A 21,114-nucleotide genomic window follows, 5' to 3' on the forward strand; every position below is an offset into this window, starting at 1 on the left:
ACGAAAGAAACCCTTGCGGATCCCGGCGTGTGGATCAACTCCTACACGCGGCTGTGACGTGTTCAACAAGGTTTCCTCTTCCCAAAGCCGAGCCCTTCCGGCGGAACGGACACCCTGGCCATCACCCCCTAGAACACACGGTAGTTGTAAGGGGCCGCCGTCCTCCCCGGTGCGGAGGAGCCGGGGTCCGGGAGGAGTAGCCGCGGTCGCGGCACTTCACCGGCCAGCACGACGAGACGTCCCCCCTGCCGCCCCTACCGTCGGAGCGGAAGGTGGCGGCAGGGGGCCGTCACCGCGCACGAGGGGGCAGGCCGTCATGGGGAACCAGGAAGCGCGGGTGCGCGGCCTCGCCGCGCGGGCCGGCGGCTGGAGCGCACGGCACCGATGGGCGGCGGTCGGCATCTGGGTGGTGTTCGTCGTCCTGGCGATGGGACTCGGTTCGGCGGCGGGCCGGGTGGACGTCAAGGACAGCGACCAGCTCAAGGGCGAGACGCACACGGCGGCGAAGATCATCGAGGACGCGGGAATCAAGCAGCCGGCGAGCGAGAGCGTCCTGGTCCAGGCCCGGAACGGCACGACGAAGGCCACCGACCCGGAGTTCCGGGCCGCCGTCACCGACGTCGTCGCGGCGGTCGGCGCCACCGGGCGGGTCACGGACGTGACCTCGCCGTACGACACCAGGACGATCTCGAAGGACGGCCGCAGCGCGCTGGTGCAGTTCGACATTCGGGGCGCGGCGGACACCGCCGGCGAGCGTGTCGAGCCGGTGCTGAAGGCCGTCGAGCGTGTCCAGAAGGACCACGGCTCGCTGCGGATCGAGGAGATCGGCGGCGCCAGCATGAGGAAGCAGTACTCCGACGCCTTCGGGAACGACTTCCAGCAGGCCGAGTACTCCGCGGTGCCGGTCGCCCTCGGCATTCTGCTGATCGCCTTCGGCGCGCTGGTGGCCGCGCTGCTGCCGGTGGCCCTGGCCGTCACGGCGATCATGGCGACGATGGGCCTGATGGGCATCGTGAGCCATCTGCAGCCGATGAGCGACACCGCGAACTCCGTGATGCTGCTGGTCGGCATGGCGGTCGGCGTCGACTACTGCCTGTTCTACCTGCGCCGGGAGCGGGAGGAGCGGGACGCCGGACGGGACGCGGGGACGGCGCTGCGGATCGCCGCCGCGACCAGCGGCCGGGCGATCGTCGTCTCCGGTGTCACGGTGTGCGTGGCGATGGCGGGGATGCTGTTCACCGGGCTCGCCGAGTTCGAGGCGATGGGTCTGGCCTCACTGATGGTGGTGGCGGTCGCGATGGTCGGCTCGGTCACCGTGCTGCCCGCGCTGCTGTCGCTGCTGGGCGAGCGGGTCGAGAAGGGCCGTATCCCGTTCCTGCGGCGGCGGCGCCGGGGCGGCAGCGGCGAGAGCCGGTTCTGGACCACCGTGCTGCGGGGTGTGCTGGCCCGGCCCGTGGTCTCCGTCGTCGTGGCCGTCGGTGCGCTGCTCGCCGTCGCGGCGCCGGCGCTGGGCATGAAGACCTCACAGCTCACGCTGGACCAGGAGTTCGGCGACTCGCTGCCCATCGTGCAGACGTACAACCGGGTCAACGACGCCTTCCCCGGCGGCTCCGAGCCGGCCCAGGTGGTCGTCAAGGCCAGGGACATCAAGGCGCCGGAGGTCCAGGAGGCGCTGGCGCGGTTCAAGGAGCGGGCGGTCTCCTCGGGTGCCTCGCGCGGCCCGGTGGACATCAGGACGTACGCGGCGCGGAACGTCGCCTTCGTCTACGTCCCGCTGGTCGGCGGCTCCGACTTCGACAAGGCCGGCGCGAGCCTGGAGAAGCTGCGCGACGAGGTGCGGCCCGCGACGCTCGGCGCGGTCGACGGGGTCCGGGCGCCGATCACCGGGCAGGTCGCCGGTTCGCACGACTTCAACGAGCAGCTCGTCGGCTCGGTCGTGCCGGTCTTCGCCTTCGTCGTTGTCTTCGCCTTCCTGCTGATGCTGGTGTCGTTCCGCTCGCTGACAGTGGCGATCACGTCGATCGTGCTGAACCTGCTGTCGGTGGGCGCGGCGTACGGCATCCTCGTCGCCGTCTTCCAGCACGGCTGGGGCGCGTCCCTGGTGGGCGCGGAGGGCGTCGGCGCCATCGTCACCTGGCTGCCGCTGTTCCTCTTCGTGATCCTTTTCGGCCTGTCGATGGACTACCACGTGTTCGTGGTCTCCCGGATCCGCGAGGCACGGCTGCGCGGCCGGACCACGAAGGACGCCATCCAGCACGGCGTGGTCACCACGGCGGGGGTCGTCACCAGTGCCGCGGTTATCATGGTCGCCGTGTTCGCGATCTTCGGGACGCTGTCCATGCAGTCCATGAAGCAGATGGGCGTGGGCCTGGCGGCCGCGGTGCTCATCGACGCGACGGTCATCCGGGGCGTGCTGCTGCCCGCCGTGATGGCGCTGCTCGGGGAGCGCAACTGGTACCTGCCGAGGTGGCTGCACCGGCTGCCCGACCTCACGCACGACGAGGCGCCGGAGGCGGGCGCCGCCGCCTCCCCCGCACGCACCGAGGGCGAGCGGCTGGGGGTCTGACCCCGGCCTCCCGACCGGGACATCGAGGGCCGGGCCCCGCGACAGGGGGCCGGCTCCGCGAACGCAGGGCCCGTCGGCTTCGGGAGGCCGGCGGGCCCTCGCCCGCGCGGCCCGCGGTCGGCGCGGCGCCACGATCGCCCGCCGGACCCGTCTTCGCCCGGCCGGGACGGCGTCCCCGCCCTCGGGGCACCGCACGCGGGCCGCGACCTCGCCGAATGGGACACTGGCCGTTCGAACGAACGGGAGCCCGGCGACCGCGCAACGCGCACCGCGAAGCGCACGGGGCGGCGCACGCGAACGCGAGCGGCCGCCGGCCGGCGCGGACACGGAGGCGGACGATGGACGAGGCACGGGCGCGGGACGTACTGGCCGCGGCGGGGGCGCTGCCCGGCCCGGTGCGGGACGCGCGCCTCCTCGCACTCGGCGAGAACGCGGTCTTCGCCGCCGGTGACCTGGTCGTCAAGGTGGGCCGCGACGCCGAACTGCTGGACCGGGCCCGGCGCGAGCTGAGGACCGCCGTGTGGCTGGCCGATGCGGGGGTCCCGGCGGTGCGGGCCGCCGTCGACGAGGCGCTGCTCGTCGACGGGCACCCGGTGACCGTCTGGCACCGGCTGGCCGATCCGGTGCGTCCCGCCGAACCCCGCGACCTGGCCCACCTGTTGCGCGTCGTCCACACGCTGCCCCTGCCTCCCTTCGACCTGCCGCCCCGGGACCTGCTGGGCGGCGTGGAACGCTGGCTTCGGCTCGCGGGCGACGCGATCGACCCGGCGGACGCGGCGTACCTGCGCGAGCGCCGCGACGGCTTCGCGGCCGCCGCGGCCGCGCTCACCCCGCGTCTGCCGCCGGGCCCGATCCACGGCGACGCGCTGCCCCGCAATGTGCACGTCGGTCCGGGCGGCCCGGTCCTGGTCGACCTGGAGACCTTCTCCGCCGACCTGCGCGAGCACGACCTGGTGGTCATGGCCCTCTCCCGCGACCGCTACGGTCTGCCCGCCGAGGCGTACGACGCCTTCACCACGGCCTACGGCTGGGACGTGCGCGCCTGGGAGGGCTGCTCGGTGCTGCGCGGCGCCCGCGAGACGGCGAGCTGCGCCTGGGTCGCCCAGCACGCCCCGGCCGGCCCCGGGGCACTGGCCGAGTTCGAACGCCGGGTGGCCTCCCTGCGGGACGGGGACGAGACGGTGCGCTGGTACCCGTTCTGAGCGGCCGTCCGCGGCGCGCGGCCCACCGGCGGTCCGCCCAGGGCGGTCGGCCGCGGAGGCCGGACGCGGGTCAGACCGTCTCCCCCGCCGGCTCCCGCAGCGGCCAGGTGCCGTCGACCACCGCGTCCGGGTCGCCCTTGCGGCGGAGGAAGTCCTGGAAGTCGGCCGCCCACCGCGCGTACCACTCGATCTGGCGGCGGTGCAGCTCCGCCGGACCGAGGGCGGCGACCTTGGGGTGGCGGGCGGCTATCGCGCAGGCCAGGCGGGCCGCGGCGAGCGCGTCGGCCGAGGCGTCGTGGGCGGAGTCGAGGACGACGCCGTACTCCGTGCAGACCGCTTCGAGGGTGCGCTTGCCGCGGCGGTAGCGGTCGGCCCAGCGGTCGATGGTGTACGGGTCGACGACGGGGCCCGGCTCGGCGCCGCCCAGCCGGTCGCGCAGTGACGGCAGCCCGTGGCGCCGCAGTTCGGCGGAGAGCAGGGTCAGGTCGAAGGCCGCGTTGTACGCCACGACCGGCACGCCCGTCTTCCAGTACCCCACCAGGACGTCCGCGACGGCGTCCGCCACCTGGTCGGCCGGGCGGCCCTCGGCGGCCGCCCGCTCGTTGCTGATGCCGTGCACCGCGACCGCGTCGGCCGGGATGTCGACCCCCGGATCCGCGAGCCACTCGCGGTGCCCGAGCGGCTCCCCTCCCCTGACCTCGATCACGGCGCCGGTGACGATGCGCGCCTCGCGCGGATCCGTCCCGGTGGTCTCCAGGTCGAAGCCGATCAGCAGCTCCCGGTGCCAGCCCATGGCGGCCCCCCTTCTCGGTGGTGCTCTCCCCCAGTGATCTCCACCCTCGCACGCGCCACTGACAATCCGGGGACCGCGTTCCGCTCCCCGCGGGCGGGGCGGCGTCAGGACACCGGGCGCGAATCCGCCCACATCAGCTCGAACTCCTCGCGATAGGTAAAGAAAAGACCGCCTTCGTCCACCTGGTCCGACTTGACGACCCGGTTGCCGTTGCGCAGCACGAGCACCGGCGCCTCCATGCCCCGGCTGTGCCGCAGATAGGACTGCACGACCGCGATGCCGTCGGAGCCGTCGCCGTCGACCAGATAGGCCGTGGCGCGCGGTGTCTCGTCGTAGACCTGGATCTCGAAGGCGCCCGGATCGCGCAGCCGGGAGCGCACCCGGCGCATGTGCAGGATGTTCATCTCCACGGACCGGCTCAGCTCGCCGCGCTTGAGGCCGAGTTCGCGCTCGCGCCGCTTGACGGCGCTGGAGGCCGGGTTCAGGAACAGCAGCCGCACCCGGCCGCCGGCCTCGGCCAGGCGCACCAGGCGGCGGCCGGAGAAGTTCTGCACCAGCAGGTTCAGGCCGATGCCGATGGCGTCCAGGCGGCGGGCGCCGCCGAAGATGTCCTCGGCGGGGAACTGGCGCAGCAGCCGCACCCGGTCCGGGTGCACGGCGACCACGTCCGCGTACCGGTCGCCGACCAGGTCCTCCACCGCGTCGACCGGCAGCCGCCGCGCGGAGGGCACGTCGCCGCCCGTCCCGAGGATCTCCAGGAGCCGCGCCGAGGCCCGCTCGGCCTGGTTCAGCACCGCCTCCGACAGGGCCCGGTTGCGGGAGACGACGTTGCGGGTGACCTCCAGCTCGTCCAGGGCGAGTTCGACGTCCCGGCGCTCGTCGATGTACGGCTCGAAGCAGGGCCAGTGCTGCACCATCAGCTCGCGCAGCTGCGGCAGCGTGAGGAAGCTGATCACGTTGTCGTCGGCCGGGTCGAGCAAGTAGCCCTTGCGGCGGCTGACTTCGCGGACCGCGACGGCGCGTTGCACCCACTCCTGGCCGGCCGGTCCGGCGGCGGCGACCACCCACTCGTCGCCGTGGACGGGTTCGTAGACGGGCCGCAGCACGGCGGAGACGACGGCGCGCAGCCGCTGTTCGACGAGGTTCAGCCAGATGTAGGCCCGGCCGGCCCGCTGGGCGCGCGTGCGCACCTCGCGCCAGGCGTCGGCGTCCCAGTCCAGCTCCGGCCCGATGGCACCCGCGTCCATCGGCCGGGCCAGGGACACCGCGCCGGGCGGGACGTCTGCGGAGTTCCCCTCGTGACCTTCGTCACCAGGGGGCAGCTCCAGGCCTCCCGAGCCCACCCGTGCACCGCCTTCCGCTCCCCCGAGCTCTCCCCGTCCCAACGATCAAGGAAGGGTACTCCGGGAGCGGTCCGCGGTGCAGCCGGATGGACAGCTCGTTTCTCAACTACGTTCTTGCGCATGCCCGTTCTGATCGGCCGGCTGTGCGGCGTGAGCGGATTCATAACGGTGACGTCGCGCGGGAGCCACTTGGTGGCGGCGGGGACGAGCTCGTACGGCCGGGGGTGGTCGTCCTTGTTCCGGCCGCACGCGCTGACGATCCGCCACCAGCGGCTGTTGCGCGCGGCGCCCGCGAGCTCCTCGCTGCGGGAAGGCGCACGGCGCCGCGAGTCCGGCCGGCGGGCGCGGCTCAGCCGTCGAGCCGGCCGGCCCTGCGGGCGCCGAGGTCGAGCACGAAGGAGCGCCCGTGCCGGCTGCCGGTGTGCACGACCCGGCCGGCGGCCAGGTCCACCGTCCGGGTGACGAGGGTGTCGTTCGGTGGTCGTGGAAGGTCACGTCGGCGCGCCGGGGCGGGTGCGGGTGGTCCAGCTCGTCCGTCTCGGGTGCGCCGAGCTTGGCGCCGGGGCGCCGCGGGCCGCGGAGCCCCTCGGCGTCCGTACCGGCGGCCACCCGCTGCCCGCTGAGGGCCGCCGCCTCGGCCCGCCGGGGCTCGTCCGTCGCGGCGACGTAGTGGGTGCCCGACGTGAGCCGCCGCCTCGGCCCGCCGGGGCTCGTCCCCGGTGAGCGGATCGGTGCCCGTGCCCTTCGCGCCCTCGGCGGGGGGCCGCCTCGACCACGCCGGGCGCGGCCGCGTCCCGCCCCGGGACCGCCGCCCCGGCGGCCCGCGTCCCCCGGGTGCCGCCCGACTCGTCGGCGTCCGCCGTGCCCGGCGGACCGGCCGCCACCGCCGGGGCGGCCCCCGCCACCGCGACGGCCGCCCCGGCCACCACCTCGCGCAGATGTCGGTGCACTGCTCGACGCACCTCTTGCCCCTGCTCCCCTTCGGTCACGGGAGTACTCGATTGCCCCACTGGTTCGGCATACGGGTGTATGCGCCGGTCGGTCGACAAGAGGGCGTCATACCGCGTATGCACTGGTCGACGGGTAAGAGGGACATAAGTCATGGGTGGTTCCCTCGCTTTCGGGGAGACTCGGAGGCAAGGCGCCACCGGCGGTGCCGCACACCTGAAAGAGTCGTGATCCATGCAGGTCTGGCCTGGAGAGGCGTATCCGCTCGGCGCCACGTACGACGGCGCCGGTACCAACTTCGCGGTCTTCACCGAAGCCGCGGACCGAGTAGAGCTGTGTCTGCTGCACGACGACGGCTCGGAAACGGCGGTGGAACTGCGCGAGAGCGACGCGTTCGTCCGGCACGCGTACGTGCCCGGCATCATGCCGGGGCAGCGGTACGGGTTCCGGGTGCACGGGCCGTACGCTCCCGAGCGCGGTCTGCGCTGCAACTCCTCGAAGCTGCTGCTCGACCCGTACGCGCGTGCGATCAGCGGCTCGGTCCACTGGGGCGAGGAGGTGTACGGCTACCACTTCGACGACCCCGACCGGCGCAACGACCTGGACTCGGCGCCGCACACGATGACGTCGGTCGTGGTCAACCCGTACTTCGACTGGGGCGACGACCGTCCGCCGCGCCGCGGGTACCACGAGACGGTGATCTACGAGGCACACGTCAAGGGCCTCACCATGCGGCACCCGGGGTTGCCCGAGGAGCTGCGCGGCACCTACGCGGCCCTGGCCCACCCGGCGATCATCGAGCATCTGACGGAGCTCGGGGTCACGGCGCTGGAGCTGATGCCGGTGCACCAGTTCGTCAACGACCACCGCCTGGTGGACATGGGCCTGAACAACTACTGGGGCTACAACACGATCGGCTTCTTCGCCCCGCACAACGCGTACGCCTCCTGGGGCGACCGCGGTCAGCAGGTCCTGGAGTTCAAGTCGGCGGTCCGGGCGCTGCACGAGGCCGGGATCGAGGTCATCCTCGACGTGGTCTACAACCACACCGCCGAGGGCAACCACCTGGGGCCGACGCTGTCCTTCAAGGGCCTCGACAACCCCCAGTACTACCGGCTCACGGACGACCCCCGGTACTACATGGACACCACCGGCACCGGGAACTCCCTGCTCATGCGGTCCCCGCACGTGCTGCAGCTGATCATGGACTCGCTGCGGTACTGGGTCACCGAGATGCACGTCGACGGCTTCCGCTTCGACCTGGCGGCGACCCTGGCCCGGCAGTTCCACGAGGTGGACCGGCTGTCGTCGTTCTTCGACCTGGTGCAGCAGGACCCGGTGGTCTCGCAGGTCAAGCTGATCGCCGAGCCGTGGGACGTGGGCGAGGGCGGCTACCAGGTGGGGAACTTCCCGCCGCTGTGGACGGAGTGGAACGGCAAGTACCGCGACACCGTCCGGGACCTGTGGCGGGGCGAGCCGCGGGCCCTGGCGGAGTTCGCCTCCCGGCTCACCGGCTCCTCCGACCTCTACCAGGACGACGGCCGGCGCCCGCTGGCCTCGATCAACTTCGTGACCTGCCACGACGGCTTCACCCTGCACGACCTGGTGGCCTTCAACGACAAGCACAACGAGGCCAACGGCGAGGACAACCGGGACGGTGAGAGCCACAACCGGTCCTGGAACTGCGGAGCCGAGGGCGAGACCGGCGACGAGGACGTCCTGGAGCTGCGCGCCCGCCAGATGCGCAACTTCTTCGCCACGCTCATGCTCTCCCAGGGCGTGCCCATGGTCAGCCACGGCGACGAGTTCGCCCGCACCCAGCGCGGCAACAACAACGCCTACTGCCAGGACAACGAGCTGTCCTGGGTGCGGTGGCCGGACCCCGACGAGAACGGCGACGAGCTGCTGGACTTCGTCCGGGCGATGGCCGAGCTGCGCAAGGACCACCCGGTCTTCCGCCGGCGCCGGTTCTTCCACGGGCGGCCGGTGGAGGGCACCCACGACGACCTGTCCGACATCGCCTGGTTCACCCCCGAGGGGGCCGAGATGACCCAGCGGGACTGGGACTCGGCGCAGGCGTCCGCGCTGACGGTGTTCCTCAACGGCAACGCGATCTCGGAGCCGGGCCAGCGCGGGGAGCGCATCACCGACGACTCCTTCCTGCTGATGTTCAACGCGGCGCCGGAGCCGCTGGAGTTCCTCGTGCCGACCCATCACGGGCACGAGTGGCAGGTGGTGGTCGACACCGCCCGCACGGACCCGGTCCCGCCTGGCACCGGGCCGAAGGTGCAGGCCGGGGAGCGGATCCCCCTGAGGGACCGCAGCCTGACCGTGCTCCAGCGGCCGAACTAGCGACACCACCCGGGCCCGCCCGGCCAGGCCGAGAGGCCGGGCCCGGGCGGGTTCCCGCGTCCGCGGGCGGGTTCCCCTCTCTGCGGGACGGCTCCCCGGGCCCGGGCGGGTTCGCGGGTGACAGGAAAGCCGGTGGGGCGGGTACGTAACCCTCCATGACACAGGAGCGCCCCGCCCCCCTCGTGCCCACCGCCACCTACCGGCTCCAGCTCCAGCCCGACTTCCCGTTCGCCGCCGCGGCCGCCGCCGTGCCGTACCTGGCCTCGCTCGGCGTCTCGCACCTGCACCTGTCCCCCGTCCTGGAGGCGGTCCCCGGCTCCCCGCACGGCTACGACGTGGTCGACCACGCCCGGGTGCGCGGCGAGCTCGGCGGCGAGGAGGGGCTGCGCGCGCTGGCACGCGCCGCGCGGGAGCACGGCCTCGGCCTGGTGGTGGACATCGTGCCGAACCACATGGCCATGGCGCCGCGGCACAACCGGGCGCTGTGGGAGGTGCTGCGGGAGGGGCCCTCGTCGCCCTACGCCCGGTGGTTCGACATCGACTGGGAGGCCCAGGGCGGCCAGGTGCTGCTGCCGGTGCTCGGCGGCCCGGTCGGCGAGGAGATCGGCGAACTGAAGGCCGACGGCGACGTCCTGCGCTACTACGACCACGTCTTCCCGCTGCGCGAGGGCACCGGCGGGCTGCCGCTGCCGCAGTTGCTCGACGCCCAGTGGTACCGCCCCGTGTGGTGGCGGCTGGCCCGCACCGAGCTGAACTACCGGAGGTTCTTCAGCATCTCCGACCTGATCGGGGTGCGGGTGGAGGATCCGGAGGTGTTCGAGGCCACCCACGCCAAGATCCTGGAGCTGCTGCACGAGGGCGTCGTCGACGGGCTGCGCGTCGATCACCCGGACGGCCTCGCCGATCCGGACACCTATCTCGCCCGGCTGCACGCGGCGAGCGGCGGCCGCTGGACGGTCGTGGAGAAGATCCTCGCGGACCACGAGCACCTGCCGGTGTCCTGGCCGGTCGCGGGCACCACCGGCTACGACGCCCTCCGGCACGTCGACGGCCTGTTCACCGACCCGGCGGGGGCGCGCGAGCTGACGGACGCGTACCGGAGGTTCGCGGCCCCGCAGACGGACCGCGGCGGCGACTGGGACGCGACGGCGCGGCGGGCGGCGTACGAGGTGATCACGCACGAGCTGGCCGCCGAGACGGATCGGCTGACCCGGGTGGCGAGCCGTCTGTGCGCCGGCTCGCCCGACCCGGCGCTGCGCGACCGCGCGCCCTGGGCGCTGCGCACCGCGCTGCGGGAGCTGCTCGTCCGGATGGAGGTGTACCGGCCCTACGACTCGGTCGACGCGGCGCGGGTGGTCACCGCGGACGCGGCGCGGGAGGCCCGGCTCGCCTTCACCGTGCCGGAGGAGGGCGGGGCGGTCGACGTGGTGCGCGCGGTCCTGCTCGGGCGGGCCGGCGCGGGGGCGGGGGCCGCGGAGCTGCGGACGCGGTTCGCGCAGGCCTCGTCCGCGCTGCGTGCGAAGTCCCTGGAGGACACGGCGTTCTACCGCTATGTGCCGCTGCTGGCGGCCAACGAGGTCGGCGGCGATCCCGGGCACCCCGGGGTGCCCGCGGAGGACTTCCACACCTACTGCGCGCGGGTGCAGCGCGACTGGCCCGCCACCGGGACCGTGGTGACCACCCACGACACCAAGCGCAGCGCCGACGTCCGGGCGGCGCTGGCCGTGCTGACGGAGTGCCCCGGGCGCTGGGCGGAGCTGCTCGCCGAGGTGACGCGCGACGAGGAGGCCGTGCCGGACGGGCAGCTCGCGTGGGCGGCCTGGCAGACGGTGTTCGGGCTCGGTCCGGCGGACGCGGAGCGGGTGGGGCCCGCCCTGCTGAAGCACGCGCGCGAGGCGGGGCTCTTCACCAGCTGGACGGAGCAGGAGCCGTCGTACGAGGAGGCGGTGGCGCGGTTCGTCGCGGAGGGGCCCTGCGGGGTGCCGGGCGAGCGGGTCGCGGACTTCCGGAACTCGCTGGAGCCGCACATCCGGGCGAACGTGCTGGGGACGGCGCTGGCGCATCTGACGATGCCGGGCGTGCCGGACGTCTACCAGGGCACGGAGGCCGAGTACCGGGCCCTGGTGGACCCGGACAACCGGCGGCCGGTGCGGTTCCCGCCGGTGGATCCCGGGGAGAAGGGCGCGGTGACGGCGGCGGCGCTGGGGCTGCGGGCCCGGCGGCCGGAGGTCTTCGGTGAGTCGGCGACGTACGCGCCGCTGCCCGCCGAAGGGCCTGCCGCGGACCACTGCCTGGCGTTCGTGCGGTCCGGCGCGGCGATCACGGCCGTGACCCGGCTGTCGCTCCGCCTGGCGGAGGCGGGCGGCTGGCGCGACACCCGGCTGCCCCTCCCCCCGGGCCGATGGACCGACGCCCTGGCGCCGGAACGCCGGTTCGAGGGCGAGGTCCCCCTGGCGGAACTCTTCGCCCGCCTGCCGGTGACCCTGCTGGAGCGAGCCGAAGCGGGCGGGGCCGCGGCCGCCGGGTCCTGAGGCCTGCCCGGCGGGGCGTGTCCGGGGCCGTGTCCGGCGGCTGAAGATCGGGTTCCGGTGGGTGTGCCACCGGGCGCCCCCGGGCGGCTCCCCGGGGCGTGCTTGACAGTTCACCGAGTCCGTGGGGTACTGCGGATGCGAAGCCGGTCGGACACATCGGGGGTGAGTCTCCTGCCGGAGCTGCGCTACCCCACCGTTCCCGAACTGGTCTCCGCCGCAAGCGCGTTGGCCGCACACCGGCCGGACCTGTGCTCCCTGGATCAGGTGGGCCTCTCCCGCGCGGGCCGGCCGCTGCACCTGCTGTCCGTGGGCCACGCCCGGCGCTCCGTGCTGGTGGTCGCCGGGGCGCACGCCAACGAGCCCACCGGCGGCTCCACCCTGCTCGCGCTCGCCCACCGCGTCCTGGACGAGTGGCCGTTGCGGGCCGACACCTCCTGGCACTTCCTGCTGTGCGCGGACCCGGACGGGGCGAGCCTGCACGTGACGCCCGCCCCGCGCAGCCTGCTCGACTACCACCTCGGCTTCTTCCGGCCGGCCGGGCCCGAGCAGCCGGAGTGGTCGCCCTCCGTACTTCCCCCCGACCGGCTGCCGCCCGAGACGCGCGCGCTGACCGGGGTCATCGACGCGCTGCGGCCCTACCTCCAGGTCACCCTGCACGGCACCGATCTGGGCGGCAGCTGGGTGCAGTTGACGAGAGACGTGCCCGGACTCGCGGAGCCGTTCGCCAAGTCGGCGGCGGAGCTGCGCATCCCGGTGGAGACGGGCGCCTCGGACGCCGCGGGCTGGCCCGCGTCCGGGCCCGGGGTGCGGGTGATGCCGGAGCCCGGCTCGGATCCGGCCTACCCGAGCCTGCCGGACGACGCGCGGCACAGCACCTGGTACCACGTGCACCGCTACGGCGGTCTGACGGCGGTGGTGGAGGTGCCGATGTGGGCGAGCGACCTGGTGGACGACCCCGCCCCGCATCCCGCTCCGGCGGTGGCGATCCGGCGGCTTGCGCACCGGCTGCTGCGGGACGCGCGGGAGGTGGAGCTGGTGCTCGCCGACGCGCTGCCCCGGCTGGCCGGGGCCGACGGGCCGCTGCTCCGGGCCGCCACGTGGGTGCTGAGCCTGATGCCGGGCCTGGCCTCGGACTGGGTCCACACCCCGCCGGCCGACACGACGCGGGCGTACGTCGGGAGCGTGGACGCCTTCGGCCGCCGGCTGCCCCTGCGCACCGCGGCGATGCTGCGGCGGGTGCTCAGGGAGGCCGACGACCCGGGCGCGCCGCGTCTGGAGCGGCTGGTGGCGTCCTGGAGCGAGGAGTTCGCGGAGCGCTTCCGGGCCCGCTGGGTGCCGCTGGAGCACCAGGTCGAGCACCAGTGCCGTACGGTCCTCGCCACCGCACGGCACGCCCGCGACCGGGCGGCCTGACGGCGACCGCCGGGCGCGGGCGCGCGATCGGGCGGCCCGGTGGCCGCCTTCGCGCGCGTCGGCCCGGCGGCGACCGCCACGCGCGCGGTCCCGGCGGCACCGTCACGCGCGCGGTCCCGGCGGCCGCCCGCGGGTCCGCCGTCAGCGGTCCAGCGCGAACACCTCGCCCGTGCGCGCCTTCATCTCGCAGGTGTTGGCGAAGGTCTGCGTGTAGGTGACCGCCCGCCCCTGCCAGCGGCCCCTCGCGTGGACGGTCACGGGTGCGTAGACCATCGCGCAGAACACCTCCCGGCGCGGGATGCCGCGGATGTCGCCGCGCGCCGCGCGGAGCTGGGAGCAGGCCTCGGCCGCGTGGACGTGGCCCCAAGGCGGGTCGCACAGCAGCAGGGCGCGGCGCGTGTCGCCGGCCCGGGCGTCACCGCGGGTGACCGTGACGTAGAGCCAGTCGCCCGGGCCGGTGTGCTGGTGCGCCGCCTGGGCCGGGGCCGGGCAGGCGAGGAGCAGGGCGGCCGCGGCCGGCAGCACGCGCCGCAGCCGCTTCGCGGTCGCCTTGGTGAAGGGTGTCATTCCCGGTGTATCGGCACGGCGGCCTGCGGACCCCAGTCCGGCTCACCCGAACGGGAGCAGGGATGCGGGAACCGCCCGGCCAGCCGGGCCGCGGCGAGCACCACCCGGGTCTGGTACTCGGCCTGCCGGGCGACCGGTACCCAGCGTGCTCCGAAGCCGTCGCGGTAGTCGGCGCACCACTCCTCGATGAGCCGCTCCAGCTCCGGCAGGGCGCAGGCCGGATCGCGCCCGGCGCCGCGCACGAGCCGGTGCAGCAGCCCGGCGGTGCGCAGGGCCAGCCGCCGCCCGGCGATGCGCAGGGCGACCAGGTGGGCGGCGGTCAGCGGCGGCAGCGGGCGCCCCCCACCCAGGGCGCCGGGGTCCCAGGCGTCGGCGAGTCCGGGGCAGACCAGTAAATAGTCGTCCACGGGAGCGAGCAGCCGGGCCGCGTCCGGCGTGTCGGCCAGGTGCGGCCGGATGCGCGCCAGCAGCCGCTCCAGGAGCCGTGTGTCGTGGCGCAGGCCGCGGCTCACCGTGCGCAGCACCGCGTCCGGGTCCGGGTGCGGGGCGCCGTCCGCCACCGAGGCCACGCCCCACATGGGGGCCTCGACCACCGCGGTCACCGTGCCGTGCCGGACCGGGTGGAACCACGTCGACTCCACGGCGGCCTCCGTGATGGCTGCGGCCAGGTCGCCCCGGCGCGGCGGCGGGATCCGGTAGACGGCGGGCCCCAGGCCGGGCCAGTACAGGGCGTCGTAGGCGCCGAGTTCGAGCGGGATGCCGAGGCGGGCCGCGGTGTGCGCGACGCGCTGCGGCAGGCCTGGCAGGTCGCGGGTCAGCTCGACGAAGCCGCCGCCTACGTCCACGCCGTGCAGCGAGCACTGCAGAAAGGGCCGCAGCTCGTCCTGGAGGTCGAGCAGGGTGCGGGTCTCCGGCAGCGCGGCCGCCCCGGCGCCGTCGGGCAGCCACTCGGGCTGCTCCAGGAAGCCCGGGCGGAAGAAGTTTCGGAAGTACCGGCCGAGGCTGTACGGGCCGGTGAGCCAGCCCTCGTTGCGGCGGGAGCCGTCGGGGTCCAGGCAGAGCAGCAGGTTCCAGGTGACGTCGGAGTCCTCGCCGGTGCCGGGTTCGGCGAGGACCCGTTCGGCCAGCCGGAGGACGGTGGCCCCGCCCACGGGTTCGTTGGCGTGGGGCCCGGCGACGACGAGGGCCTGCCGTTCGCCGTGGCCGACGGAGAGCAGCCACATCGGCGTGCCCGCGCGGGAGGTGCCCACGCGGCGCAGCCGGGCCTTCTCGGGGCGGCGGGCGACGAGTGCGGCCGCGCGGGCGCCCAGCTCGTCGACGGACGGGTAGCGGAGGAGGGGCGGCAGGGCACACCTCCACAATGTGGCGCCGTCGTTTCACCTGGTGTGCAGGAGGTACGCACAGTCAGTCACGACTTGTGCAGTACGTCAACAGTGCCGTCCGAAAACGGACTTGACCAACCGCGCTGGGTGATGCACGGGCCAGAGGTGAGGAGCGGCGCGGTCGGTGGCGGGCGCGGGGGCGGCGGGGCTGAGGGGGCGGCCCGGCTCAGCGGGCCGCGGGATTCACTGGGCGGCCCGGCTCAGCGCGCGGCTGGATTCGGCGGGCGCCGACAGCCCTCAAGGAGCGGCACGGCTCAAGGAGCGGCACGGCTCAAGGAGCGGCACGGCTCAAGGAGCGGCACGGCTCAAGGAGCGGCACGGCTCAAGGAGCGGCGAGCCGGAAGGCGACCCGCCCGAAGCCGACCTGGTCGCCCGCGCGGACGACGGCCGCGCCGATCACGCGCCGCCCGTTGACGGTCGTGCCGTTGGTCGAGCCCAGGTCCCGCAGGACCCACATCCCGCCCTGATGGCGCAGTTCGGCGTGCACGCGCGAGACCGTGTCGTGGTTCAGCCGCAGGCCGCTGGCGGGGTCGCGGCCTATGCGCAGCGGGTGGCCCGACCCGGGGTGCGGCAGCAGCAGCTTGGGCAGCCGCTCGGCCTGCCAGGACCTGCGCAGCCGTACGGTGAAGCCGGAGACGGCCTCGACGGTGCCGAACACCAGACGGGAGACGCGGCCCTCGGCGCGCAGGTCCGAGGTGAGCGCGGCGAGTTCGTCCGACCGGCGGGCGGCCAGGGCCAGCTCGAGGCGCCGGACGAACGTGTCGTGCGACAGCCTGCCCATGGCGACGCCGTCACGGAGCACCCGCAGCGCCTTGTCGCGCTCCGCGTCCGACAACCGCGCGGGGTAGGTGGAGAACTCGGAGGACGACGTCACGCTGGCGATTGTCCGCCAGCGCGTCCCGGGTGTCCAGCACACGCGGAAACCGCCCCGGGTGCGGGGTTTCGACGACACCCGCCGCAAAAGCCGGGATGGGCAGGCGGATTGATCTCGTTTCAAGCACCATGGACGGGCTACATCACGGTGAGCAGACGAAGGGGAACCGTCCGTGCAGTTCGAGGTGTGGGCACCGCAGGCCGGCCGAGTGACACTCCATTGCGACGGCTTCACGCGCGCGTTGGAGCACGATCCGGAACGGCCGGGCTGGTGGATCGGGGAGGCCGACGCGCGCGACGGCTCGCGCTACGGGTTCGCGGTGGACGACGGTCCCGTGCTGCCCGATCCGCGGTCCCGGCGGCAGCCGGACGGCCCGGACGGGCTGAGCGCGGTCGTCGACCACGAGCGCTACGCATGGCGGGCCGCGGACTGGTCCGGGCGCCCGCTGCCGGGTGCCGTCCTGTACGAGCTGCACGTCGGCACGTACACCCCCGAGGGCACCTTCGACGCGGCCGCCGCACGGCTGGAGCACCTGGCCGAACTGGGTGTCACGCACGTCGAGTTGATGCCCGTGTGCCCGTTCCCCGGCCGGCACGGCTGGGGCTACGAGGGGGTGTCGCTGTGGGCGGTGCACGAGCCGTACGGCGGGCCCGAGGGACTGAAGCGCTTCGTCGACCGGGCGCACGAACTGGGGCTGGGCGTGGTCCTGGACGTGGTGCACAACCACCTGGGCCCCTCGGGCAACTACCTGCCCGAGTTCGGGCCGTACTTCACCGACACGCACCACACCCCCTGGGGCTCGGCGGTCAACCTGGACGCGCCCGGCTCGGACGAGGTACGCGCGTTCCTGCTCGGCAGCGCGCTGGCCTGGCTGCGCGAGTACCGGATCGACGGGCTGCGGCTGGACGCGGTGCACGCGCTGGTGGACACGCGCGCGTGCCATTTCCTGGAGGAGCTGTCGACGGCGGTGGACGCGCTCTCCGCCGACCTCGGCCGCCCCCTCTTCCTGATCGCCGAGTCGGACCTCAACGATCCGCGGCTGGTCACCCCGCGCGCGGAGGGCGGCCTCGGCCTGCACGCCCAGTGGAACGACGACTTCCACCACGCCGCGCACACCGCGCTGACCGGCGAGAGGCAGGGCTACTACGCCGACTTCGGGCGCGCCCCGTTCGCCGCGCTGGCCAAGACGCTCACCGGCGGCTACTTCCACGACGGGACGTACTCCAGTTTCCGGGGCCGCCACCACGGCCGCCCGCTGGACCGTACGCGGGTGGCGGCACACCGGCTGCTCGGCTACAGCCAGACCCACGACCAGGTCGGCAACCGCGCCCAGGGGGACCGCCTGTCCACGCTCCTGTCCGGCTCCCCCGGGCTGCTGGCCTGCGCGGCCGCGCTCACCCTGACGGCCCCGTTCACGCCGATGCTGTTCATGGGCGAGGAGTGGGCGGCGGGGACGCCCTGGCAGTTCTTCACGGACCACACCGACCCGGAGCTGGCGGAGGCGGTGCGCCGGGGCCGGCGACGGGAGTTCGCCGCACACGGCTGGGCGGAGGAGGACGTGCCGGACCCGCAGGACCCGGCGACCCGGGACCGGTCCTGCCTGGACTGGTCCGAGCCGGACCGCGAGCCGCACGCGCGCGTGCTGGACTGGTACCGGCGGCTGATCGCCCTGCGGCACGAGCAGCCGGACCTGACCGATCCCGACCTCGCGGACACCAAGGTGGCCTACGACGAGGAGGCCCGCTGGCTCGCCTTCCGGCGCGGGGACGTGCGGGTGGCGGTCAACCTGGGCAAGGAGCCGGCGGCGATCCCGCTGGGCACCCACCCGGCCCGCGTCCTGGCCGCCTGGGACCCGGTGGAGGCACCCGACGCGGCCGGGATGCTGCACGTGCCCGGGGAGTCGTGCGTGGTGCTGCTGCAAAGCTGACCCGAGGGCCGGACGAAGGGCGGCCCTCGCACCTCCCCCGGGGGTCGCGGGGCCCTTAGCGGGGGGCGCGGGGCTGACCGGGCCGGAGGGCCGCAGGGGCTGACCGGGCCGCAAGACCACCCGGCCGCAGGGGCATCACCGGGCCGCAAGACCACCCGCGGCCCCTCGCCGCTTCGTCTGTCGCCCCGGGCGCCCGCGTCCCCGCCGTCACCCGCACGGTCAGGAGTGCTCGCTTCCGCCGTCCTCCCGCAGTTCCGTCACGCGTTCGAGCAGGATCGCCTCCCAGGCGTGGCGGAGCTGGGACCTGAGCGGCGGCAGCGGGGTGTCGTCGCGGCCCTCCAGGCGGTCGGCGAGGCGGATCACGGTGTCGCAGCGGGCGAGCCACAGGCCGCGCAGGCACGGCCGGGCGCCGTACCCGGCCAGGGTGGCGGCGCGTACCGCGGCGGGGGAACCGACGGCGCGGGCGAGGCCCGCGATGTCCTCGGCCGGGTCCCCGACGACCGCCGCCGTCCAGTCCAGGACGCCCCGCACCCGGCCGTCCGCGCTCACCACGAGGTGATCGCCGCCGAGGTCGTGGTGGATGAGGACCGCGGTGCCCGGCTGGGCGGCGAGCTGGGCCGCGACGGTCGGGGGAAGCTGGGTCATCCGCGCGGAGTCGAACTCGTCGGCGGCGCCGAGGCGCTCGGCGGCGTGCACCGCCATCCGGCGCAGCGCCTCCAGGGAGCGCGGCGCGACACGCGGGACGCCGAGCGTCTCCGCCTGGCGCGCGGGAACCTCGCGCAACCCCGTGAACAGCCCGGCCAGGTCGTCCTCCCCGACGGCGGAGACCTCGTGGTCCCCGGCCGTGCCGCCGGCGACCCTGGTGTCCAGCGTGTACGTCAGCCCCGGCGCCCACTCGCCGTGCGCGACGCTCGCCGGAACGGCGAAGGGCAGGTGCGGGCGGACCAGGTCGCGCAGGCGCAGTTCGCGGCGCTGGCGCGCGGCGGCCTCGCGGTCGGGGGCGAGCCGCAGCACATGGCGGGCGCCGACCCACCACGTGGAGTGCCCGCCGCCCTCGGCGACGGGCCGGATCTCGGGTCCGGCGGCCGGGCCCGCGTCCTCCTTGAGCAGGGTGCGGACCAGCCGGCGGACGGTGTCCGCGGTGGGTGTCGGTGCCTGGGTCATGGTCGCGCCGTGTCGTCCGGGTTGCGTGCAGGGGCCGCTGGTGTCCGGTCAGTCCACTATCACCATCTCGCGGGTCGTGTCATTCAGGCGGCGGCCGCCGTCCTCGGTCACCGTGACGATGTCCTCGATGCGTACCCCGAAGCGGCCGGGCAGGTACACCCCGGGCTCCACGGAGAAGCACATGCCGGGCACGAGGGGCTGCTCCTCCCCCTCGATCATGTACGGCGGCTCGTGCGTGGTGACGCCGATGCCGTGGCCGGTGCGGTGGATGAAGTACTCGCCGTACCCGGCGTCGGCGATGACCGCGCGCGCGGCCCGGTCGACCTCCTGGCAGGCGACTCCGGGGCGCACCGCCCGGAAGCCCGCCTCCTGGGCCTCGCGCACCAGGTCGTGCACCCGGCGCTCCTCGTCGGTGGGCTCGCCGACATGGACGGTGCGGGAGGTGTCGGAGCCGTAGCCCTGTTTCAGCCCGCCGAAGTCGAGGACGACCATGTCGCCGCGCTCGATCACGCGGTCGCCGACCTCGTGGTGCGGGTTGGCGCCGTTGGGCCCGGAGGCGACGATGGTGAAGTCGACCTGGGAGTGCCCGAACCGGCGCAGCAGACCGGCGAGGTCGGCGGCCACGTCGGTCTCGTGGCGCCCGGCGAAGGGCACGTTCCGGATCTCCTCGAAGGCCTGGTCCGCGGCCGCGCCCGCGGCCGCCAGCAGCTCCAGTTCGGCCACGTCCTTCACGGCGCGCAGCATCGGCAGAGCCTGGGTGAGGGAGGCGTAGGCGGTGCCGGGCAGGGCCCGCTGGAGTCCGAGCAGGTGCATGGCCCAGGCGTTGTCGCTGATGCCGTACCGGCCGCTGCCGTCGAGGAGGCCGGCGGTGAGGGCGTAGGGGTCCTTGCCGTCGGTCCAGTCGCGCAGGGTCAGGGCGGACGCGCCCGCCGCCTTCCAGGCGTCCGGGGCCTCCAGAGTGGGGACGACGAGGACGGGATCGTGTCCGGCGTCGAGGACGAGCAGCGTGAGCCGCTCGGTGGCGGCGGGGGGCTCGTAGCCGGTGAGCCAGACCAGGTCCGGACCGGGCGCGACCAGCAGCCCGGCGAGTCCGGCGTCGGCGGCGGCCCGCGCAGCGCGTTCCATCCGGGCCCTGTAGTCGTCGGCGGTGAAGGGCGCGGCAGCGCTGCCGGTCATCCGGTCCTCCGTGTGCGGCTCAAGGAACGTTGAAAGCTACGGGCAGCATCCTGCCCGCCCGAACGGGGCAGCGCGAGCCGATCGCCGCTTGTTCCGCCCCGGCGCTGGGGGGGACCGACCCCGGCGGCCGGGGCGCGGCCCGACCCCCTCGGCCGGCGGGCGGGCCGGGCGCCTCCCCTCCGGCGTGCGCCCGGCGCCGAGCCCGGACCCCGAGCGCGCCGGCCCGGTGGGGCAAGGGGGTCAGGTGACGACCCCCAAGGTCGCCGTGAGCTGCTGGTAGCCGCCGCTGCGGTGCCGGACCGTCAGGGTCACCGTGCGGCCCGGGCGGGCCCGGGCTACCGCGCGTGCGAGGTCCGCCGCCGAGTCGATCCGGGTTCTGCCGAACACCAGGAGTACGTCCCCGCGGACGAGGCCCGCCGAGTAGCCGGGCCCGGGGACGTGGACGCCGACGACTCGCGCGCCCGGCCGGTCGTCGTCCACCGCCTCCACTCCCAGGGTCATGCTCACCGGCGCCGGGCCGGGGCCCGGCGTGGACCGGGCCGAAGGGGCCGGGGCCGCCCCGGGCCCGGCCTCCTGCCGCGCCGGCGCGGACATCTTGTTCATGCCGATCACCGCGGCGCCGACTGTGCCGATGCCGACCCCGGACAGCACCAGGAGCAGGCCGGCGCACAGGCCGAGCAGCAGGGTCGTGACCCGGCGGCCGCGCCGGCGCGCGGCGCGCGGGTGGCCGGCGGAGCCGCGCGTGGTGCCGGCGGGCTCCCGGCCGGGCATCGGCTTGGGACGCAACGCGGTCTGTTCCATGGATCGCCTCCGGCTGGTGAGCTACCCGGGGCACCGGCGCACCACGAGCCACGAAAGAGTGAGACTGACCGGAAG

14 protein-coding genes are annotated in these 21,114 nt (G+C 74.7%); 6 read left to right on the forward strand and 8 right to left on the reverse strand.

Annotation, left to right across the window (positions count from 1 at the left end):
* Positions 1–316 precede the first annotated feature (316 nt).
* Both ACIQ9G_RS17130 and ACIQ9G_RS17135 read left to right on the forward strand, forming a co-directional pair.
* Positions 317–2,566, forward strand: coding sequence for an MMPL family transporter (locus tag ACIQ9G_RS17130; protein WP_403609714.1), 2,250 nt, complete (start codon positions 317–319; stop codon positions 2,564–2,566).
* Between the two features lie 338 nt (positions 2,567–2,904).
* Positions 2,905–3,768 carry a phosphotransferase enzyme family protein gene (locus ACIQ9G_RS17135; protein WP_403609716.1) on the forward strand — a complete coding sequence of 288 codons (864 nt, stop codon included), beginning with the start codon at positions 2,905–2,907 and terminating at the stop codon, positions 3,766–3,768.
* A 70-nt stretch (positions 3,769–3,838) separates the two neighbouring features.
* Here the strand turns inward: ACIQ9G_RS17135 and ACIQ9G_RS17140 are convergent, their stop codons facing one another.
* The gene (locus ACIQ9G_RS17140; protein WP_403609719.1) at positions 3,839–4,561 is read right to left on the reverse strand and encodes a 3'-5' exonuclease; all 723 of its coding nucleotides are present in this window, start codon (positions 4,559–4,561) and stop codon (positions 3,839–3,841) included.
* A gap of 104 nt (positions 4,562–4,665) precedes the next feature.
* Complete coding sequence (locus tag ACIQ9G_RS17145) at positions 4,666–5,904, reverse strand: SAV2148 family HEPN domain-containing protein (protein ID WP_403609722.1); 1,239 nt, start codon at positions 5,902–5,904, stop codon at positions 4,666–4,668.
* 1,182 nt (positions 5,905–7,086) lie between these two features.
* On the opposite strand from ACIQ9G_RS17145, the gene glgX reads away from it, so the two are divergent.
* The 3 genes from glgX (at position 7,087) to ACIQ9G_RS17160 (ending at position 13,148) form a co-directional block, all read left to right on the forward strand.
* Positions 7,087–9,204: a glycogen debranching protein GlgX gene (gene glgX / locus ACIQ9G_RS17150; RefSeq protein ID WP_403609725.1), complete on the forward strand. Its 2,118-nt coding sequence runs from the start codon at positions 7,087–7,089 to the stop codon at positions 9,202–9,204.
* 155 nt (positions 9,205–9,359) lie between these two features.
* Positions 9,360–11,735 carry a malto-oligosyltrehalose synthase gene (gene treY, locus ACIQ9G_RS17155; protein ID WP_403609728.1) on the forward strand — a complete coding sequence of 792 codons (2,376 nt, stop codon included), beginning with the start codon at positions 9,360–9,362 and terminating at the stop codon, positions 11,733–11,735.
* A 162-nt stretch (positions 11,736–11,897) separates the two neighbouring features.
* Complete coding sequence (locus ACIQ9G_RS17160; RefSeq protein WP_403609731.1) at positions 11,898–13,148, forward strand: M14 family zinc carboxypeptidase; 1,251 nt, start codon at positions 11,898–11,900, stop codon at positions 13,146–13,148.
* 141 nt (positions 13,149–13,289) lie between these two features.
* On the opposite strand, the gene ACIQ9G_RS17165 is transcribed toward ACIQ9G_RS17160, so the two are convergent.
* The 3 genes from ACIQ9G_RS17165 to ACIQ9G_RS17175 form a co-directional block, all read right to left on the reverse strand.
* The gene (locus ACIQ9G_RS17165; RefSeq protein WP_403609733.1) at positions 13,290–13,715 is read right to left on the reverse strand and encodes an SSI family serine proteinase inhibitor; all 426 of its coding nucleotides are present in this window, start codon (positions 13,713–13,715) and stop codon (positions 13,290–13,292) included.
* Positions 13,712–15,076 carry a M14 family zinc carboxypeptidase gene (locus tag ACIQ9G_RS17170; RefSeq protein ID WP_403609736.1) on the reverse strand — a complete coding sequence of 455 codons (1,365 nt, stop codon included), beginning with the start codon at positions 15,074–15,076 and terminating at the stop codon, positions 13,712–13,714. The genes ACIQ9G_RS17165 and ACIQ9G_RS17170 overlap by 4 nt, the downstream gene beginning before the upstream one ends.
* Positions 15,077–15,419: 343 nt before the next feature.
* Positions 15,420–15,971: an FHA domain-containing protein gene (locus ACIQ9G_RS17175; protein WP_403609738.1), complete on the reverse strand. Its 552-nt coding sequence runs from the start codon at positions 15,969–15,971 to the stop codon at positions 15,420–15,422.
* 172 nt (positions 15,972–16,143) lie between these two features.
* Here ACIQ9G_RS17175 and treZ point away from each other — a divergent pair, with 172 nt between their 5' ends.
* Positions 16,144–17,898: a malto-oligosyltrehalose trehalohydrolase gene (treZ, locus tag ACIQ9G_RS17180; protein WP_403609741.1), complete on the forward strand. Its 1,755-nt coding sequence runs from the start codon at positions 16,144–16,146 to the stop codon at positions 17,896–17,898.
* A gap of 219 nt (positions 17,899–18,117) precedes the next feature.
* Here treZ and ACIQ9G_RS17185 read toward each other — a convergent pair whose 3' ends face one another.
* The 3 genes from ACIQ9G_RS17185 to ACIQ9G_RS17195 form a co-directional block, all read right to left on the reverse strand.
* The gene (locus tag ACIQ9G_RS17185) at positions 18,118–19,062 is read right to left on the reverse strand and encodes an aminoglycoside phosphotransferase family protein (RefSeq protein ID WP_403609744.1); all 945 of its coding nucleotides are present in this window, start codon (positions 19,060–19,062) and stop codon (positions 18,118–18,120) included.
* A 48-nt stretch (positions 19,063–19,110) separates the two neighbouring features.
* Positions 19,111–20,238 (reverse strand): aminopeptidase P family protein, encoded by a 1,128-nt coding sequence (locus tag ACIQ9G_RS17190; protein WP_403609747.1) that lies wholly within the window; start codon positions 20,236–20,238, stop codon positions 19,111–19,113.
* 240 nt (positions 20,239–20,478) lie between these two features.
* Positions 20,479–21,039, reverse strand: a complete 561-nt coding sequence (locus ACIQ9G_RS17195; RefSeq protein WP_403609750.1) for a PDZ domain-containing protein — start codon at positions 21,037–21,039, stop codon at positions 20,479–20,481.
* Between the last annotated feature and the right edge of the window lie 75 nt (positions 21,040–21,114).

It is taken from the genome of Streptomyces sp. NPDC096152 (genome assembly GCF_044763235.1).
Lineage (GTDB): Bacteria > Actinomycetota > Actinomycetes > Streptomycetales > Streptomycetaceae > Streptomyces.

What these genes read in the sequence shown, in the direction of transcription:
- ACIQ9G_RS17130 (WP_403609714.1), top strand. Translation starts at nt 317, where the DNA reads ATGGGGAACCAGGAAGCGCGGGTGCGCGGCCTCGCCGCGCGGGCCGGC.
- ACIQ9G_RS17135 (WP_403609716.1), top strand. Translation starts at nt 2,905, where the DNA reads ATGGACGAGGCACGGGCGCGGGACGTACTGGCCGCGGCGGGGGCGCTG.
- ACIQ9G_RS17140 (WP_403609719.1), bottom strand. Translation starts at nt 4,561, where the DNA reads ATGGGCTGGCACCGGGAGCTGCTGATCGGCTTCGACCTGGAGACCACC.
- glgX (WP_403609725.1), top strand. Translation starts at nt 7,087, where the DNA reads ATGCAGGTCTGGCCTGGAGAGGCGTATCCGCTCGGCGCCACGTACGAC.
- treY (WP_403609728.1), top strand. Translation starts at nt 9,360, where the DNA reads ATGACACAGGAGCGCCCCGCCCCCCTCGTGCCCACCGCCACCTACCGG.
- ACIQ9G_RS17165 (WP_403609733.1), bottom strand. Translation starts at nt 13,715, where the DNA reads ATGACACCCTTCACCAAGGCGACCGCGAAGCGGCTGCGGCGCGTGCTG.
- ACIQ9G_RS17185 (WP_403609744.1), bottom strand. Translation starts at nt 19,062, where the DNA reads ATGACCCAGGCACCGACACCCACCGCGGACACCGTCCGCCGGCTGGTC.
- ACIQ9G_RS17190 (WP_403609747.1), bottom strand. Translation starts at nt 20,238, where the DNA reads ATGACCGGCAGCGCTGCCGCGCCCTTCACCGCCGACGACTACAGGGCC.
- ACIQ9G_RS17195 (WP_403609750.1), bottom strand. Translation starts at nt 21,039, where the DNA reads ATGGAACAGACCGCGTTGCGTCCCAAGCCGATGCCCGGCCGGGAGCCC.